General features: G+C 63.1%; 14 protein-coding genes, 1 other RNA gene and 1 pseudogene. 10 read left to right on the top strand and 6 right to left on the bottom strand.

Going from position 1 to position 18,347, the window contains the following annotated elements:
• Window positions 1–150: 150 nt before the first annotated feature.
• From PQR42_RS22885 to ffs, 3 genes are all read right to left on the bottom strand, one after another.
• Window positions 151–477: a YbaB/EbfC family nucleoid-associated protein gene (locus PQR42_RS22885; protein WP_007182071.1), complete on the bottom strand. Its 327-nt coding sequence runs from the start codon at window positions 475–477 to the stop codon at window positions 151–153.
• Window positions 478–544: 67 nt separating this feature from the next.
• Complete coding sequence (locus tag PQR42_RS22880) at window positions 545–3,250, bottom strand: DNA polymerase III subunit gamma/tau (protein ID WP_408387485.1); 2,706 nt, start codon at window positions 3,248–3,250, stop codon at window positions 545–547.
• Window positions 3,251–3,480: 230 nt separating this feature from the next.
• An RNA gene (gene ffs, locus PQR42_RS22875) (signal recognition particle sRNA small type) lies at window positions 3,481–3,579 on the bottom strand.
• 442 nt (window positions 3,580–4,021) lie between these two features.
• On the opposite strand from ffs, the gene trxA reads away from it, so the two are divergent.
• The 8 genes from trxA to PQR42_RS22835 all read left to right on the top strand — a co-directional run bounded on the left by trxA (window position 4,022) and on the right by PQR42_RS22835 (window position 12,946).
• Entirely contained in the window at window positions 4,022–4,348 is a 327-nt protein-coding gene (trxA, locus tag PQR42_RS22870) for a thioredoxin TrxA (protein ID WP_006048864.1), read from the top strand.
• Window positions 4,349–4,586: 238 nt separating this feature from the next.
• Window positions 4,587–5,855, top strand: a complete 1,269-nt coding sequence (rho, locus tag PQR42_RS22865) for a transcription termination factor Rho (RefSeq protein WP_006048863.1) — start codon at window positions 4,587–4,589, stop codon at window positions 5,853–5,855.
• A 224-nt stretch (window positions 5,856–6,079) separates the two neighbouring features.
• Window positions 6,080–6,616, top strand: coding sequence for a MerR family transcriptional regulator (locus PQR42_RS22860; protein ID WP_408387486.1), 537 nt, complete (start codon window positions 6,080–6,082; stop codon window positions 6,614–6,616).
• Window positions 6,613–8,169, top strand: a complete 1,557-nt coding sequence (locus PQR42_RS22855; RefSeq protein WP_408387487.1) for an MFS transporter — start codon at window positions 6,613–6,615, stop codon at window positions 8,167–8,169. Before PQR42_RS22860 ends, PQR42_RS22855 begins: the two co-directional genes overlap by 4 nt.
• Before the next feature lie 15 nt (window positions 8,170–8,184).
• The gene (locus PQR42_RS22850; RefSeq protein ID WP_408387488.1) at window positions 8,185–9,018 is read left to right on the top strand and encodes a M90 family metallopeptidase; all 834 of its coding nucleotides are present in this window, start codon (window positions 8,185–8,187) and stop codon (window positions 9,016–9,018) included.
• Between the two features lie 226 nt (window positions 9,019–9,244).
• The gene (locus PQR42_RS22845) at window positions 9,245–9,511 is read left to right on the top strand and encodes a type B 50S ribosomal protein L31 (RefSeq protein WP_064269917.1); all 267 of its coding nucleotides are present in this window, start codon (window positions 9,245–9,247) and stop codon (window positions 9,509–9,511) included.
• 295 nt (window positions 9,512–9,806) lie between these two features.
• Window positions 9,807–11,564, top strand: a complete 1,758-nt coding sequence (locus tag PQR42_RS22840; RefSeq protein WP_408206259.1) for an ArnT family glycosyltransferase — start codon at window positions 9,807–9,809, stop codon at window positions 11,562–11,564.
• A 2-nt stretch (window positions 11,565–11,566) separates the two neighbouring features.
• Complete coding sequence (locus PQR42_RS22835; RefSeq protein ID WP_408387489.1) at window positions 11,567–12,946, top strand: MATE family efflux transporter; 1,380 nt, start codon at window positions 11,567–11,569, stop codon at window positions 12,944–12,946.
• A gap of 188 nt (window positions 12,947–13,134) precedes the next feature.
• Here PQR42_RS22835 and PQR42_RS22830 read toward each other — a convergent pair whose 3' ends face one another.
• Both PQR42_RS22830 and PQR42_RS22825 read right to left on the bottom strand, forming a co-directional pair.
• Window positions 13,135–13,590: a carboxymuconolactone decarboxylase family protein gene (locus tag PQR42_RS22830; RefSeq protein ID WP_408387490.1), complete on the bottom strand. Its 456-nt coding sequence runs from the start codon at window positions 13,588–13,590 to the stop codon at window positions 13,135–13,137.
• Window positions 13,542–14,036, bottom strand: a complete 495-nt coding sequence (locus PQR42_RS22825) for a MerR family transcriptional regulator (protein WP_408387491.1) — start codon at window positions 14,034–14,036, stop codon at window positions 13,542–13,544. Before PQR42_RS22825 ends, PQR42_RS22830 begins: the two co-directional genes overlap by 49 nt.
• 301 nt (window positions 14,037–14,337) lie before the next feature.
• Here PQR42_RS22825 and PQR42_RS22820 point away from each other — a divergent pair, with 301 nt between their 5' ends.
• Both PQR42_RS22820 and PQR42_RS22815 read left to right on the top strand, forming a co-directional pair.
• The gene (locus tag PQR42_RS22820; protein ID WP_408387492.1) at window positions 14,338–14,928 is read left to right on the top strand and encodes a ComEA family DNA-binding protein; all 591 of its coding nucleotides are present in this window, start codon (window positions 14,338–14,340) and stop codon (window positions 14,926–14,928) included.
• Window positions 14,929–15,116: 188 nt separating this feature from the next.
• Window positions 15,117–15,575, top strand: a pseudogene (locus PQR42_RS22815) (YidB family protein); the annotation flags it as partial.
• 150 nt (window positions 15,576–15,725) lie between these two features.
• Here PQR42_RS22815 and clpB read toward each other — a convergent pair.
• On the bottom strand, window positions 15,726–18,323 hold the full coding sequence (clpB, locus tag PQR42_RS22810; RefSeq protein ID WP_408206250.1) for an ATP-dependent chaperone ClpB: 2,598 nt from the start codon (window positions 18,321–18,323) through the stop codon (window positions 15,726–15,728).
• Window positions 18,324–18,347: the final 24 nt, after the last annotated feature.

The raw sequence follows: 18,347 nt of genomic DNA, 5'->3' as shown, positions 1-18,347 counted from the left end.
CACTTCAGGCGAACCATAGCCAGTTGGGTCTGGCCGGAACACGCGTGTAGCGAGTGCCGCACTAACGGCACGTGCGCAATTCGCGCGTTCCGTTCACGCCGCGGCGACAGCAGCCGCGGCGCCTGACCCGCCGCCTTGCGGCGGCGTCGTTCAGAACGGCAGCTTGAAGCCCGGCGGCAGCGGCAGACCCGAGGTCATGCCGCCCATCTTTTCCTGGGCGGTGGCTTCGGCCTTGCGCACGGCGTCGTTGAACGCAGCGGCGACGAGGTCTTCCAGCATGTCCTTGTCGTCGGCGAGCAGGCTCGGGTCGATCGATACGCGGCGCACGTCGTTCTTGCAGGTCATCGTCACCTTCACGAGACCGGCGCCCGACTGCCCCTCGACTTCGATCAGCGCGAGTTGCTCCTGCATCTTCTTCATGTTTTCCTGCATCTGCTGGGCTTGCTTCATCAGCCCGGCGAGTTGGCCTTTCATCATGGACATGCTCCTTCTTGATAGCGTGAAATTCGGAAATCGGGCGCGCTAGGGTGTGTCGCGCGGCGAATCAGTGGACCGACGGCGCGCCGTTCGAGCCGGCGTCCGGACTAATCGGGCGAATCGAGCCGGGCACGATGCTCGCGCCGAACTCGCGGATCAGCGACTGCACGAACGGATCGGCGCCGATCTCGCGCTCCGCTTCCTGCTGACGCTGCGCGCGCATGGCGGCGTCGTGCGCGGCGGCCGTGCGGCGCGCCGGACCGACCTCGACGAGTACGTCGACGGTCTGGCCGAGCTTGTCGGCGAGCGCGGTTTTCAGTTTAGCGACCTGCGAGGCTTCCGCGTACTGCGGAACAGGGACGTTCAGTTTGAGCGTGTTGCCTTCGAGCGCCATCAACTCGCTGTTGAACGCGAGCTGATATGAAATGCCCTTGAGCGGCAAGTCGACGGCGAGCGCCGGCCAGTCGCCCCTGAAACCCAACGGATCGAGCGACACGGCGGGCGGCAGCGGACGTTGGTCGACCACAGGCGCCGGCGTGGACGCTGCGGCGGTATTCATGCGGACGTCGTCCGGCCCGCTGTCGAAGACGGGCATGTAGCTGTCGTCCGGCAGGCCGTAATAGCCTTCGTCCGCGGCGGTGAGCGGCATGTATTCGTCGGGCGGCATGTCGTCCCACGGCGGCGCCGACGCGCCGCTTTGCTCAGCGCCGTTGCGCTGTGCGGGCGATGACGGCGACGACCCTGCGGCGCGAGTGGCCGGCGCTGCCGGCGCGGCATCCTGCTGCGGCGCGCGGCGCGGTGCGCCGGGCGTCGGCACGGGAACGACGACGCGCGGTGCGGCCGGTTTCGGCGTAGCCGGCGCGGCGGGTTTCGCGGCCGCTGCCGCGCTCGCGCGGCCACGGTCCGAGGACACTTTCAAACCCGCGCTGCGCAAGACGTCGAGCGCGGCGCTCGCGCCGCCTGCGCGACGCGGTGCGCTATCGCCCGCGGGCGGCAGCTCTTGCGACGGTGCTGCTGCGGCGGCCTGCTCGGTACGTGCGAGCGCGGCGGCTGCGGGTGCGCTTAGCGAAGACGCGGGCGCTGAGTCGTCGAGGGATGCGACTGCGGGGACTTCGGTTGCGGCCGAACCATCGGGGCCTGCGGTTACGGAAGCTTCGTTCGCCGCCGAGTCGGTGGGCGCGTCATCCCACGGCGCCAAGGCGGCGGCCACAGGGGCGGCAGACGAGACTGGCGACGCGGATGCCGCGACGGCATCGTCCACCGACTGCAACGGCGCTGAATTCACGTTGTGAACAACCGGCACCGGCGCCGACTCGGCGGTGATTGCCGGCTCCGCGCCAGGTGATTGCTCTGCTGCCTCGCCTTGACCAGAATCGGGCGACGTAGCTTGAATGCTGTTATCAGCTGGCGGCACTTCAATTGGGCTATTGGCTTGCTGCGCAGGCTGAACCGCAGCGCCCTTCGCCAATGCCGCAGCATTGTCCGGCTGCGTTTCACGAGCCGGCGCAGTGGCGTTCGCGCTCGCACCACGCGAATTCCCCAGCACAGCGCTTGCAGCCGCGATCGCAGGCGCTCCCGACGCACCCTGCTGCGCGGCCACAGCCGGCGCACCGGCACGTTTCGCCCCACTCGCTCCCGCCTGGCCAGACGTACGCGCCGAACCCACGGCGCCACCACCACCGCCCGTGGGCGCCGGTTCGAACGCGAGCATGCGCAGCAGCGTCATGGTGAAGCCGGCGTATTCGTCCGGCGCGAGACCCAGTTCGCTCCGGCCGATCGTCGCGATCTGATAGAACAATTGCACCTGCTCGGCGCTCAGCGCTTCAGCGAAACGGCGCAGGTCGGCCGCCTCGGGCCACTCGTCCAGCACCGACGACGGCGCAAATTGCGCCCACGCGATCCGATGCAGCAAACTCGCCAGATCCTGCAGCGCCGTCGAAAACGACAGGCTGCGCAACGCCATCTCGTCGGCGACCGACAGCACCGCGGCGCCGTCGCCGTCCGCGAGCGCGTCGAGCAGACGAATCAGGTAGCTCTGATCGAGCGCGCCGAGCATGCCGCGCACGGCTTCTTCATTGACCTGATTGGCCGAATAGGCGATCGCCTGATCGGTCAAGGAAAGCGCGTCGCGCATCGAACCGTCGGCCGCGCGCGCGAGCAGGCGCAGCGCCTGGGCGTCGTACGGCACCTTCTCTTCGCCGAGAATGTGCTCGAGATGCGACACGATATGGCCGGCCGGCATCTGCTTCAGATTGAACTGCAGACAGCGCGACAGCACCGTGACCGGAATCTTTTGCGGATCCGTCGTGGCGAGAATGAACTTGACGTGCGAAGGCGGCTCTTCCAGCGTCTTCAACATGGCGTTGAAGGCGTGGTTGGTCAGCATGTGCACTTCGTCGATCATATAGACCTTGAAGCGTGCATCCACCGGCGCGTAGACGGCGCGCTCCAGCAGCGCGGCCATTTCGTCGACGCCGCGATTACTCGCCGCGTCCATCTCCACATAATCGACAAAGCGCCCTTCGTCGATCTCGCGGCACGCGCGGCAGACACCGCACGGCGTGGAGGTCACGCCGGTTTCGCAATTCAGCGCCTTGGCGAAGATGCGCGACAGCGTGGTTTTGCCGACGCCGCGTGTGCCGGTAAACAGATAGGCATGGTGCAGACGGCCGCCGTCGAGCGCGTGCGTGAGCGCGCGCACCACGTGCTCCTGTCCGACGAGCGAAGCGAAATCCTTCGGCCGCCATTTGCGTGCGAGAACTTGATAGGTCATCCGGAAATTGTATCAGTAACGATGCCGCGCAAAACCGATTCGCGACGGCGCGCGAACGCTCCGCTCCACTTCATTGAAACTGGCTAATGGACCGATAGAAAAAAATAGATGAGGCGCGCAAAAACACCATAAGGCATGGTTGCATGCGACTGCACTCAGGGTAAAACAGGAGATGGAAAGCGTTTGCGGAAGAACCCGCGGAGAACAACAAGAGAAAACAGAAAAAGGAAGGTGACGAGCCCGACCCTCGGCACTGGTGGAAAACGGCTGTGGCTGCTTCGTTCCCGACCTGACCAGGTTGACCATCCCTCCATGCGAGGAGGCCCGTCACGAAACATTCTATCACCGCTTGGCCTGTCGTGCGACTGTTAATACGAGCAAAGTGTCAACGGCGCGCCAAATCGCGCCCTTGACACAATATAGGCGAATGTCGCGACCCACCCGTGCGGACGCCACTTGAGTTTGGCCGCCGAGTCACCAGATAGGTTGCGTCATGGTTGATGAAACACGGCGGCACTTCATCGGCAGCCATTGGCCCCACTGCCCTGATGAGTACTATCGCCCCCGGCAACGCATAGCGAATTAAGCTAAACTGCCGTACGGATGACCCGCAAACGCGCGCCTCCACATATTCCGAAACGGGTTTTCACCTTTTCCGGCGTGTGTCGGCAAGGCTCCGATTGCGGCAAAGCGAACGGAAGTTTCCTTAGGTTTTGACGTATCGTGGCGAGCAATTCAGGCGGGCCTCGAACCGATAGAGGTATTCATACAATGAGCGAACAAATCAAGCATATTAGCGACGCATCGTTCGAACAGGACGTCGTGAAATCCGATAAACCCGTGCTGCTCGATTTCTGGGCTGAATGGTGCGGTCCGTGCAAGATGATCGCGCCGATCCTCGACGAAGTCGCGAAGGATTACGCCGATCGCCTGCAAATCGCCAAGATCAACGTCGACGAACATCAGTCGACGCCGGTCAAGTTCGGCGTGCGCGGCATCCCCACGCTGATCCTGTTCAAGAACGGCGCAGTCGCCGCGCAGAAAGTCGGCGCGTTGTCGAAGTCGCAACTCACCGCGTTCCTCGACGGCAACCTGTAAAAGCGGTCGCATCGGCGCGCTTCGAGCCTTCTGAGGCCCGCGGGTGCGTCGTGTTGAGCGTGTTGTCAGCCGGCAACACGCTCAACAAGAAAGATGCCATGCCGTCGCACTGACGGAAACTGGCGTGTGCTATGCTAGAATCCGCAAAACGTCGAAAAGACGTGTAAGTCCTTGAGCGGTTCCGCTCACTCTCCTCCCAGATTTCATTTCGTCGCACCTTCTCCTGCGGGTTCTCCGTATGCATTTATCCGAGCTTAAGACTCTGCACGTGTCCGAATTGATCGAGATGGCCAATGGCCTCGAGATCGAAAGTGCGAACCGCCTGCGCAAGCAGGAATTGATGTTCGCCATTCTAAAAAAACGAGCCAAGACGGGCGACACGATCTTCGGCGACGGCACGCTTGAAGTGCTGCCGGACGGCTTCGGCTTCCTGCGCTCGCCGGAAACCTCGTACCTCGCCAGCACGGATGATATTTACATCAGCCCGTCGCAAATCCGCCGCTTCAATCTGCATACGGGCGACACGATCGAAGGCGAAGTGCGCACGCCGAAAGACGGCGAACGCTATTTCGCGCTGGTGAAGGTGGACAAGGTCAACGGCCAGCCGCCGGAAGCCTCGAAGCACAAGATCATGTTCGAAAACCTGACGCCGCTGCACCCGAACAAGGTGCTGCTGCTCGAACGTGAAATGCGTGGCGAGGAAAACGTCACGGGTCGCATCATCGACATGATCGCGCCGATCGGCAAAGGCCAGCGCGGCCTGCTGGTGGCGTCGCCGAAGTCCGGCAAGACCGTGATGCTTCAGCATATCGCTCACGCGATCAAGCAGAACCATCCGGACGTCGTGCTGTTCGTGCTGCTGATCGACGAACGCCCGGAAGAAGTGACCGAAATGCAGCGTTCGGTGGCGGGCGAAGTGATCGCCTCCACGTTCGACGAACCGGCCGCGCGTCACGTGCAGGTCGCCGAAATGGTGATCGAAAAAGCCAAGCGCCTCGTCGAAATGAAGAACGACGTGGTGATTCTGCTCGACTCGATCACGCGTCTCGCGCGTGCGTACAACACCGTCGTGCCGGCCTCGGGCAAGGTGCTGACGGGTGGTGTCGACGCCAACGCGCTGCAACGTCCGAAGCGCTTCTTCGGCGCGGCGCGCAATATCGAGGAAGGCGGTTCGCTGACCATCATCGGCACGGCGCTGATCGAAACCGGCAGCCGCATGGACGACGTGATCTACGAAGAGTTCAAGGGCACCGGCAACATGGAAGTGCACCTGGAGCGCCGTCTTGCTGAAAAACGTGTGTACCCGTCGATCAACCTGAACAAGTCCGGCACGCGCCGCGAAGAACTGCTCATCAAGCCCGAAGTGCTGCAAAAGATCTGGGTGCTGCGCAAGTTCATTCATGACATGGATGAAGTCGAGTCGATGGAATTCCTGCTCGACAAGATCCGCCAGACGAAGAGCAACTCCGAGTTCTTCGACATGATGCGTCGTGGTGGTGGCAGCTAAGGCCTTGGGCTGATATTGCCGCACTAGCCGTTTCACCCGCATCGCATAGAAAAGCCGCTTGCCATAACGAGCGGCTTTTTTTCGTCCGTCTTTTTTTGGCGTCCCCACACGGCGCGCAGACCAGGCCAGCGTTCCAACGTCAACGCCATCTAGCGTGACAACCTGTACGTGAACGTACACGTTGAAGTACAATGCAACCAGTCCGTCATGTCTGTCACACGCCTATGCCCAAGGACTCACCCACTCTGCTGACGGTGCGCGACGCCGCCGAACGTCTCGGCGTCACAGCACGCACCCTGAAGTACTACGAGGAACGCGGACTCGTCTCGCCCACGCGCAGCGAAGGCCGCTACCGGCTTTACGACGAAGAGGATCTGAAGCGCTTCGGCCGCATTCTGCGTTTGCGCTCGCTCGGCTTCTCGCTGCACAGCGTCACCGAAATGCTCAAGCGTCCGCTGGAAGCCGTCGACGGCGGCCACCGTTACTCGACCGAGTCGCTGCAGCAGATTCATGACGCCATCGAGCAGCAGGTCGCAGCACTCGACGCACGCATCGAAAGCATGCGCCGTGAACTGAAGGAAGCGCAGAAGCTGCGCGCCGAACTGAGCCCCGACCTCGACTATCTCAAGCGTCGCCTCGCCGGCGAGAATGCGGACGCGCTGCTCGAGCAGCGCCGCAACGCGCGCGCCAAGGCGGGCAACGCGGCACCCTCAAAGCAGCCAAAAGAACCGGACGACCCTACGACGGGCGAATCCTCATGAGCACGACGTCGTCCCGCGTGCCGTTGTTCAGCGTCGAAAAACTGCGTGGCGAGTTCTTCCCCTGGGTGCTGGCCGTCGTCACCGGGCTCGATTATTTCGACAATTCGATCTTTTCGTTTTTCACCAGCTACATCGCCGGCGGCATCAACGCGTCGCCCGATGAACTGGTGTGGGCGTCGAGCGCCTATGCGGTCGCGGCGGTGCTGGGCATCCTGCAGCAGCAATGGTGGGTCGAACGCTTCGGCTACCGGCGCTACGTGGCCGGCTGCATGCTGCTCTATGCCGCCGGCGCGGTGGCCGCGGCGCTGTGCGAATCGTCGATCGAACTGGCGTTCGCGCGTGGCTTTCAAGGCTACTTCATCGGCCCGATGATGGGCACCTGCCGCATCCTGATCCAGATGAGCTTCAAACCGCAGCAGCGGCCCGCGGCCACTCGCGCGTTTCTCATACTGATCGTCCTGAGCAGTGCGCTGGCGCCGCTGATCGGTGGCCAGTTGGTCGGGCATTTCGACTGGCGCGCCCTCTTCGCATGCACGGCGCCCGTGGGCGTGCTGTTCGCCGTGCTGGCCTTGCTCGCGCTGCCCGACTCCGGCAACCGCCTGCCCGAGGAACGCGGCTCCGCGCATTTCTGGCCATACGTCATCTTCGCGTTCGCACAAGGCGCGCTGCAAATAGTAATGCAGCAGGTGCGCTTCCAGTTGTTCAGCGCGTCGCCCGGACTGATTCTGCTGACCGTCGCCGGGATCGTCGCCCTAGGCTGGTTCGCCTATCACCAGTGGCATCACCCTGCGCCGCTCATGCGCCTCCATGCGTTGCGCGAGAAGGTCTTTCAGGTCGGGCTCGTGCTCTACATGTTCTACTACTACATCTCGACGGTGTTCAGCTACCTGATCTCGCGCTTTCTCGAGAGCGGACTCGGCTATCCGGTCGAAAACACCGGGCAACTGGTCGGCGTGACGTCGCTGATTTCGGCGAGCGCCCTGTTCGTCTATTTGCGTTACGCGAAGCTGCTGCCGCGCAAGAAGTGGATCATCGTGCCCGGCTTCGCGGTGGCCGCGTTCGCCGCGGCGTGGATGACGTGCATGTCGCCCGGCGTCGGCGAAGCGGCGTTGATGCTGCCGCTGCTGTTGCGCGGGTTGTTGCTGCTGTTTATCGTGCTGCCGGTCGCCAATCTGACGTTCAGAATCTTCGCCATCGAAGAATTCACCCACGGCTACCGGCTGAAAAACATCGTGCGGCAACTGACGATGTCGTTCGCGACGGCCTCCGTGATCATCGTCGAGCAGCATCGGCAGGCGCTGCACGAAACTCGCCTCGCGGAGTTCGTGAATCCGTACAATCCTGTGTTCCAGAACTCGCTCGCCGCGCTGACGAATGGCTTTACCGCCGCCGGCCGCTCGCCGTCCGAGGCACACTCACTAGCGGTCGTGGAAATCAGCCGCACGGTCGCGCAACAGGCCAGTTTTCTGGCCTCGCTGGACGGCTTCTACTTCCTGATCGGCGTGGCGATATGCGGCGGCCTGTTTGCCGCGTGGCAAAAACAGATCGACTAAGGGTTGCTTCAGGCCATGCTCTCGAAACTGACTCAATGGTTCGGCACACGCCGGCGCGAGCGCGCGCTGCGCGACTACGCGATCGACGATTCGCTCTGGCAAGCCACGCTCGACGGCCTGCCGTTCCTCGCTCATCTCGATGCGCCGGACCTCGTGCGCTTGCGCGAACTGACGAGCCTGTTCCTCGCGCAAAAGGAATTTTCGACCGCGCACGAGCTGGAACTCACCGACGCGATGACGGTGGCGATCGCCGCCCAGGCGTGTCTGCCGGTGCTGAACCTGAGCCTCGATCTGTATCGCGGCTGGGTCGGCGTGATCGTCTATCCGGGCGAGTTCGTGATCCGCAAGACGGTCGAGGACGAGGACGGCGTGGTGCACGAAGTCGAACAGGACGCGAGCGGCGAAGCATGGGAAGGCGGTCCCGTGGTGCTGTCGTGGGAAGACGCGCAGATGACGGACGGCACGGACGCCTACAACGTCGTGATTCACGAATTCGCGCACAAGATCGACATGCTGAACGGCGAGGCGGACGGCCACCCGCCGCTCATGCGCCGCTGGCACGCACCGCTCGATTCGCAGGCTTGGGCCGACGTGTTCGACCACGCTTACGACCACTTCTGCGCGAAAGTCGACGCGGTGCCGGAGCGCCGCTGGGCGCGCTTCGAACGCGACTCGCTGATCGATCCGTACGCGGCGGACCATCCATCGGAATTTTTTGCCGTTTGCAGCGAGGCGCTGTTCGTCCAACCGCAGGCGTTCGAAGCCGAGTATCCGGAGCTTTACCGGTTGCTCGCGCGCTATTACCGGCAGGATCCGGCGCGGGTCGGCGTGACGTTCACTGCCACCTGAGGCGCAACGCCTGCCAGGCAAGGGCTGCCGGCCGGCCGCGATCCGGCAGGACAGCCGTGAAAACGGCACGCACTGCTAGCAAAAAGCCGCCGCAAAAGTCGTCAAGCGACTGATTTTCTGGCATAATCGCCGTTTTTCGACCATAGGCAAGTGGCTCGCGCCTAGATGCGGTTCGTTCAAATACGGCCGCACGCGGGTTGGCTACCGCCAGATTAAAGGAAAGACCATGAAAGAAGGCATTCACCCGGATTACCGCGAAGTTCTGTTCATCGACGTGTCGAACGACTTCAAGTTTGTGACGCGCTCGACCATCCAGACGCGTGAAACCGCCGAATTCAACGGCAAGACCTACCCGCTCGCCAAGATCGAAGTGTCGTCGGAATCGCATCCGTTCTACACCGGCCAGCAAAAGATCATGGACACGGCAGGCCGCGTCGAGAAGTTCCGCAACAAGTTCGGCTCGCGCGCTACCGGCAAGGCAGCAGCGAAGTAATACCTGGCTCGTCGCCGGCTCTGGCCGGCAGCGAAGCAGGAGCAAAAAGGGCAGCGTGAGCTGCCCTTTTTTGTCGCCTGGCCGATCCTTCGCCAATGGCGAGTTGACGAAAACGCTCGCGGGCGGCTCGTCGCCAAAACCGTGTTACAGCTTTCCCAACCACGTTGCGAGCCGTTACCGGCCGTGACGCGCATCGCACGGCACGACTACAATGCCGGATGCTCCAAATTGGCCATTCCAGCCGGACATGCCGTCCGGTCCCGGCTGCACCGCTTATCCGATATCCACACACCGCATGAGACCTGTCGTTCGCCTCACTGCCTCAGCGACCAGTGCGTTGCCGCGCTGGCTGCTGCTGACCATCTGTATCGTCTACGCATCGTTCGGACTATTCGGCCGCGATCCGTGGAAGAACGAGGACGCAGCCGGCTTCGGCGTCATGTGGACCATGGCGAACGGCGGCGCGCACGACTGGCTGCTGCCGAATCTGGTCGGCAAATACCTCACTGAAGACGGCCCGCTCGGCTACTGGTTCGGCGCCAGCGCGATCCGCCTGCTCGCGCCGTGGGTCGACGCCAGCAACGCCTCGCGCGTCTTTACCGGCCTGATGTTCTGCGCGGGCTGCGCGTTCGTCTGGTATGCCGCCTATCTGCTCGGCCGGCGCGCCGAAGTCCAGCCGTTCAAATACGCGTTCGGCGGCGAGCCGGAACCACGCGACTACGGCCGCACGCTCGCCGACGGCGCGCTGCTGATCCTGCTCGCCTGCTTCGGCCTCGCCGAGCGCGGCCACGAAACCACGCCGCAGCTCGCGCAGTTCTTCGGCATCGCGATGCTCGTGTACGGGCTCGTGCGCATGATCGACAAGCCGATTCAGGGCGCGCTGATCTGGGGGCTCGCCATCGCCCTCGTCACCCTGGCCAGCAGCCCGGTGCTGGTCGGCGCGCTGCTGCTAGGCACGCTGGCGATGACACTGATCGTGCGCGAGACGCGCTCGCGCTGGCTGCTGCTGGCGGGGCTGCCGGTGGCGCTCGTGCTGTCCGTGGCGTGGCCGATCGCCGCGCTCGCCGCCTTCCCCAACGACGCCGTCTGGTACCTCAATCAATGGGTGCATGTCAGCTTGAGTTCGTTCGCCGGGCCGCCCGGCTCGGTCGCCGGCTATGCGCTGAAAAACCTGCCGCTCTTCACCTGGCCGGCATGGCCGCTGGCACTCTGGGCGTGGTTCAGCTGGTCGGGCCTGCGACGCGCGCCGCACGTCGCCATTCCGCTTTCGGTGATCGGGCCGCTGTTCGTGCTGGTCGTGCTGCAAAGCCATCAGTCGAACCGGCTTTACATGCTGCTGCTGCCACCGCTCGCGGTGCTGGCCGCTTTCGCGCTGCCCACGCTCAAGCGCGGTGCGATCAACGCAATCGACTGGTTCGCGCTCCTGAGCTTCACGATTCTCGGCAGCTTCGTCTGGCTGGTCTATATCGCGGGGCTGACCGGCTTCCCGCATCCGCTCGCGCGCAATCTGGCGCGTCTCGCGCCGGGCTTCGCGCCGCAGTTCAAGATCCTGTCGTTCGTCTGCGCGGTCGCCGTGACGATCTGCTGGTTCGTGCTGGTGCAGTGGCGTCTCGCGCGTCATCCAAAAGTCTTGTGGCGCAGCGTGGTGCTCTCGAGCGCCGGCACGACCTTGATGTGGGTGCTGCTCATGACGTTATGGCTGCCGGTCGTCAACTACAGCCGGACCTATAAGGACGTCGCTGAACAGATATCCGCTCATCTGCCGGACGACTACACCTGCATTTCACCGGTGCGCCTCGGCAATGCGCAGATCGCGACCTTTGCCTATTTCGGCGACATGCACTTCTCCTTCGACCAGGACTGCGATGTGATCCTGCGTCAGGACGCGCAGGACTACGGCGAACCGAGCGCGATGTCCGACTTCGTGTGGAAGCTGGTGTGGGAAGGCCGCCGCGTGGCTGACCGTGACGAACGCTTCCGTCTGTACGTGCGCATCGACCGTCCGAAGCCGCCGGTCGTCAAACGCCGCAGCTGGCACAAGAAGGCCGACTGAGCATGTTCGCCGATGTACGGAAAATCGCCGGCCTCGCCTGGCCGGTGTTGATCGGCCAATTGGCGATCATCGCGTTCGGCGTGATCGACACGGCGATGGTCGGCCGCTACTCGGCTGTCGATCTCGCCGCGCTCGGCCTCGGCTCGTCGATCTATATCTCCGTGTATATCGGCCTGACCGGCATTCTGACCGCGCTGCAACCGATTACCGCGCAACTCTACGGCGCGCGCCGCTACATCGAGATCGGCGAGGAAGTTCGCCAGGCCTTATGGCTCGCGCTGGCGCTGACCGTGATCGGTTTCCTGATTCTGTTCTTCCCGGGCCCCGTGCTGCAGCTGGCGCGCGTGCCCGAGGCACTGCACGACCGCACGGTTGCGTATCTGCGGATTCTGGCCTTCGGTTTGCCGGCCGGCCTCGCTTTTCGCGTCTACAGTTCGATCACTAACGCCGTCGGCAAACCGCGGCTCGTGATGATCCTGCAGATCGGCGCGCTGCTGCTCAAGGTGCCGCTCAATACGTGGTTCATCTTCGGTGGCTTAGGCGTGCCGGCGCTCGGTGGGCCGGGCTGCGCGCTCGCCAGCACGACGATCAACTGGGCGCTGGCCGTGGTCGGCATGCTGCTGCTGACGCGCGTCGATGTATTCAGGCCGTTCGCGATCTTCGCGCAGTTCTGCTCGCCGGTCTGGCGGCGCCAGGCGGCGCTACTGCGGCTAGGCATTCCGATGGGCCTGTCCTATCTGATCGAAGTGACCTCCTACACGTTCATGGCGCTTTTCATTGCGCGCTTCGGCACGACGACGCTGGCCGGCCACCAGATCGCCGGCAACATCGGCGCGGTGCTCTACATGACGCCGCTGTCGATCGGCATCGCTTCGTCGACGCTGGTCGCGCAGGCGCTCGGCGCGCATCGCCCGGAAGCGGCGCGCACGCTGTCGCGTCACGGCATCATCATGGCCATGGCGATCGCCTGCTGTTACGGCGCGATCGTGCTGGCGCTGCGGCCATACATCGTCGAAGGCTATACGCCAAATGCGCAGGTCGTGGCGGCGGCGCTGCCGCTGGTGCTGATCGTCGTGTGCTATCACCTGTTCGATGCCTTGCAGATCACCACCGCGTTCGTGCTGCGCGCCTACAAGGTGGCGGTCGTGCCGACCGTGATCTATGCCGTGGCGCTATGGGGCGTGGGCCTCGGTGGTGGCTATGTGCTCGGCTTCAACGTGACCGGCGTCACGCCGGAATGGCTGACCGGCGCGCGCGGCTTCTGGGTGGCGAATACCGCGAGTCTGGCGATCGCGGGCATTGGCTTGCTGATGTATTGGCGGGTGGTGAGCAAGCGGTATTTGCATGCCGACGCGGCGCTTCGGGTGGATTCGGCGGCTTGACGGGGCTGTTGCAGGCTGCAAAATGGCCGGCTTTCCCGTTGGTAAGCCGCAGTTTGATCCTCGGCCACTGACCCTCTGTCGTGGCAGAGGTCAATAACAGACCGTTAGTTGCGTTAGAACCTCAACAAAAAGCGGCCGCCCAAAGCAACCGCCTGCCATACCCTTGCTGTCGCGGTGCCTCGCGGATATCAACCCGCGGCCACGTGGGCCTCTTCCTCCAACACCTGCGCCGAGCTCGCCGCTTGCGCGTCATGCACCGCCTGATCATGGCGCTCGAAAATCTCGCGCGCGGCGAACAGCGCATTCAGCGCCGCCGGAAAGCCCGCATAGAGCGCCATCTGCATGAACACCTCGACGATCTCATCGCGCGTGCAGCCGACGTTCAACGCCGCCTCGATATGCACCTTCAACTGCGGCTGCGCGCAGCCGAGCGTGGCCAGCGAGGCAATCGTGGCAATTTCACGCGCGCGCAGATCGAGCTGCGGCCGGCTGTAAATATCACCGAAGCCGAATTCGATCAGCAGACGACCAAAATCCGGCGCGATCGGCGCGAGCGCGGCGATCACCTGTTCGCCGGCCGAGCCGTCGATCTGCTTCAGTTTGTCCCAGCCTCGGGTGTAGCGGTCGTTGTGTGCGTGGTCCATGGTGAGTCCTCTTCCGAATGTGAATGCGCCTGGGTTTCGTCGATCTGTCGTGCCGAATGCTCCACGGCGGGTGCGCGCCCGGCCGCTTCGTAGTAAGCGATTTTGTCGACGATCGTGCCGAGGTTAACCTGCAACTCGGCGATCCGCGCCAAAACCGCATCCCGATGCGCCACCAGCATGTCGCGGCGCGCGCCCACCGTCGGCTGACCTTCTGCGCGCAACGCCGCGAACGCCTGCATGCCGGCGATCGGCATACCGGTCGCCTTGAGGCGCATCACGAACTGCAGCCAGTCGAGATCGGCCGGCGAATACAGCCGATGCCCCGCCTGCGTGCGGCCGACCGCGCGAATCAGCCCGGCCTGTTCGTAGTAGCGCAGCGTATGCGTCGAAACGCCGATCGTTTCTGCGACCTGCCCAATGGTGAGTGCTTTCGAGATATTCGACATGACGGAACTCAGGTTAGGACTTCGAGTGCACTCTAAGTCAAGCGCGTCATGCTGTCATTTGTCTGCGCTGTCTTTTTTTATGGCACGCGGATTTGATCGATAAACTCATAACAGCCTAATAACGAGGCAAAAGGTTTAAATCTTGTTCACACTGATTTACTTGTCATGAATCGATCGGTATAAATCGTCCGCGTTCGCAAATAAGGGCGCGCAATTTGTTCTATGCTTAAGCGCAGCGAATGCTGACAAGATGCGTCGTCCCGTTCCGGCTAACTTTTTTGCCCTCAATGGAGTGCTTGCCATGCTGAAGAAGCTTTTAATGCTTTGCGTTGCTTTGGCTTTGTCGCTGTCGGCCGGATTTGCGGCGGCCGTCGAAGTGAATTCCGCCGACCAGGCGGCGCTCGAATCGGTCAAAGGTATCGGCCCGGTGCATGCAAAAGCGATCATCGACGAACGCACCAAGAATGGCCCGTTCAAGGACGCCGATGATCTCGCCACGCGCGTCAAGGGCATCGGCGCCAAATCGGTGACCAACCTCGAAGCGGCCGGCCTGACGATCAACGGCTCGTCCACGCCGCCGAGCGGCGCCAAGCCCGCGGCGAAGCCGAGTAGCACGACCAGCACCAAGGCAGCGCCGGCGCCTACCGCGCCTACGGCGGCGCCAACCACGGCTGCGAACACGACGCCAGCCGCGCCAGCTGACGCTTCCGGCGCGAAGGCGTCGAAGTCGAAGAAGAAGAGCAAGGCTGCGGCGTCCGAAGCGGCAGCGGCTTCCGCGCCGGCCACCGCCGCCGCGGCGGCGCCGGCTGATGCCTCCGACACCAAAGCATCGAAGAAGAAAGCCAAGAAGAGCAAGGCCGCATCGGCTGCGGCGGCCTCGGGCGGTGCCTGACAGCACGAAACGAGGACCGGAGAGAATGAAACGGAGTACGAAACAGGATTGAGCGCCGGCAGCGTAACGGCCCAGGTGATAGGCGCGTGATCCCCACGCGATAAACTCATCGGCGCCATCTCGCCGCCGCCCGCCTTCCTTCCACGGCGCCGCGCAACCGCGCGGCGTTTTCACCCGCTGACCCGTCAAGCACGTGTCGGCATTCAAGAGAGACCGTCATGAGCCTACTCGACACACTCGGTTCCCTGGTTGGCAAATCCCCCGAGGGCGGTGGCCAGCAAGCCCTGGTTTCGGCCGCACTCGAATTCGTCAATAGCCAGCCGGGCGGCCTGAACGGCCTGATCGACCGTTTCAAGGAAAAAGGCCTCGGCGACGTCGTGACCTCGTGGGTCAGCAACGGCGAGAACCAGCCGATCGCGGCCGACGCGCTGCACAGCGTGCTCGGCTCGGAAACCGTCACCAACCTCGCGGCGAAGGCCGGCGTGCCGCCGGATCAGGTCACCGGACTGCTGTCGCAGATTCTGCCGCACGTCGTCAACGCAGCCACGCCGGAAGGCGAAGTGCCGGCTGAGGGCAAGCTGAACGCCACCACCGTGCTCGGCGCGCTCGGCGGTTTGTCGGCGCTGTTCGGCAAGGGCAACGCGTAACAACGCGGGCGGCCTTGGCTGTCCATGTGCCCGCTTGCGTAATCAGCGGGCAAGAAAAAGCGGCAACGAAGTCACCTTCGTTGCCGCTTTTTAACGTCGTCGGGAACGGCTCGACCATCGCCGTTCCCTTCTCCGTAGAACGCGTTTCGCTTAATGCACGACGCGTTCGAACACCAGCTTGCCTTCTTCCAGTTCGACCGGAATCACGTCTTTCGGACCGAACTTGCCAGCCAGAATCAGCTTGGCGACCGGGTTCTCGATCTCCTGCTGGATCGCGCGCTTCAACGGCCGCGCGCCGAACAGCGGATCGTAACCGACCTTGCCGACATGCTCGAGCGCCGAATCAGACACCACCAGTTGCATGTCGAGCTTGGCAAGCCGCTCGTGCAGACGTTGCAACTGAATCCGCGCGATCGACTGGATGTTCGAGCGGTCGAGCGCATGGAACACCACGACGTCGTCGATCCGGTTCAGGAACTCGGGCCTGAAGTGCAGCTTCACTTCTTCCCAGACCGCGTCCTTCACCGCTTCCTGCGGCTCGCCGACCATCGACTGGATCACTTGCGAACCGAGGTTCGACGTCATCACGATCACCGTGTTCTTGAAGTCCACGGTGCGGCCTTGGCCATCGGTCATGCGGCCGTCGTCGAGCACTTGCAGCAGCACGTTGAACACGTCCGGATGCGCCTTCTCGATTTCGTCGAGCAGGATCACGCTATACGGCTTGCGACGCACGGCTTCCGTCAGATAACCGCCTTCCTCGTAGCCGACGTATCCCGGCGGCGCGCCGATCAAGCGCGCGACGCTGTGCTTCTCCATGAATTCGCTCATGTCGATACGGATCAAATGATCTTCCGAATCGAACAGGAACGACGCCAACGCCTTGCACAACTCGGTCTTCCCTACACCGGTCGGACCGAGGAACAGGAACGAACCATACGGCCGGTTAGGATCCGACAGACCCGCACGCGAGCGGCGGATCGCATCGGCCACCGCGCTGATCGCTTCATCCTGGCCGACCACGCGCGCATGCAGCTTCTCTTCGATCTGCAGCAGCTTTTCGCGCTCGCCCTGCATCATGCGTGACACCGGAATGCCGGTGGACCGCGACACGACTTCAGCGATTTCTTCCGCGCCGACCTGCGTGCGCAAGAGGCGCGGACGCGTCGGATTGTTCTGCTCGCTCGCCTCGGCCTTGGTCACTTCCTTCAACTGCGCTTCGAGCCCCGGCAGCTTGCCGTACTGCAACTCGGCGACCTTCTCCAGCTTGCCTTCACGTTGCAGGCGCGTGATTTCCGCACGCGTTTTTTCGATCTCTTCCTTCAGTTGCGCGCTGCCCTGCACCGCGGCTTTTTCCGCGGTCCAGATTTCTTCGAGGTCCGAATATTCGCGATTCAGCCGTTCGATTTCTTCCTCGATCAGTTGCAGACGCTTTTGCGACGCTTCGTCTTTTTCCTTCTTGACGGCTTCGCGCTCGATCTTCAACTGGATCAAACGACGATCGAGCCGGTCCATCTCTTCCGGTTTCGAGTCGATTTCCATTTTGATCTTCGAGGCAGCTTCGTCGATCAGGTCGATGGCCTTGTCCGGCAGAAAACGGTCCGTGATGTAGCGATGCGACAATTCGGCCGCCGCCACGATCGCCGGGTCGGTGATATCGACGCCGTGATGCAGCTCATACTTTTCCTGCAGACCGCGCAGGATCGCGATGGTCGCTTCCACGGTCGGTTCGTCGACCAGCACCTTCTGGAAGCGGCGCTCGAGCGCGGCATCCTTTTCGATGTACTTGCGATATTCGTCGAGCGTGGTCGCGCCGACGCAATGCAGTTCGCCACGCGAGAGCGCAGGCTTCAGCATGTTGCCCGCATCCATCGCGCCTTCGGCCTTGCCCGCGCCGACCATGGTGTGAATTTCGTCGATGAAAACGATGGTCTGCCCTTCGTCTTTCGCGATGTCGCTCAGCACGGCCTTCAGGCGCTCTTCGAACTCGCCGCGATACTTGGCGCCGGCCAGCAAGGCGGCCATATCGAGCGACAGCACGCGCTTGCCCTTGAGCGTTTCCGGCACTTCGCCGTTGACGATACGCTGCGCCAGACCTTCGACGATCGCGGTCTTACCCACGCCCGGTTCGCCGATCAGCACCGGATTGTTCTTGGTGCGGCGTTGCAGGATCTGGATCGAGCGACGGATTTCGTCGTCGCGGCCGATCACCGGATCGAGCTTGCCGGCCCGCGCACGCTCGGTCAGATCCACGGTGTATTTCTTCAGCGCTTCACGCTGGCTTTCGGCGTCCTGGCTGTGCACTTGCGAGCCGCCGCGCACCGCGACGATCGCGCTTTCCAGCGACTTGCGCGACAAGCCGTGCTGACGCGCGAGACGGCCGGCCTCGCCTTTGTCGTCCGCGACCGCGAGCAGGAACATCTCGCTCGCGATGAACGTGTCGTTGAGCTTTTGCGCTTCCTTGTCGGCCTGGTTCAGCAGACCGGTCAACTCGCGGCCGATCTGCACATTGCCGTCCGTGCCCTGCACTTGCGGCAGACGCGTCATGGCGTCGCCGAGCGCGGTTTGCAGCGCCTGCACGTGCACGCCGGCACGCGAGAGCAGCGAGCGCGCCGAGCCATCGTGTTGGGCGACGAGCGCCGACAGGACGTGAACCGGTTCGATGTATTGATTGTCATGGCCGACGGCCAGACTCTGGGCATCCGCCAGTGCTTCCTGGAATTTAGTGGTGAGTTTGTCGATTCTCATCAAGCGACCTCCAATTTCGATTAC

The organism is Paraburkholderia sediminicola, assembly GCF_046027355.1.
Lineage (GTDB): Bacteria > Pseudomonadota > Gammaproteobacteria > Burkholderiales > Burkholderiaceae > Paraburkholderia > Paraburkholderia sediminicola_B.
Note: the sequence above shows the minus strand (reverse complement) of the source record. Positions and strands in the feature narration are given on the sequence as shown.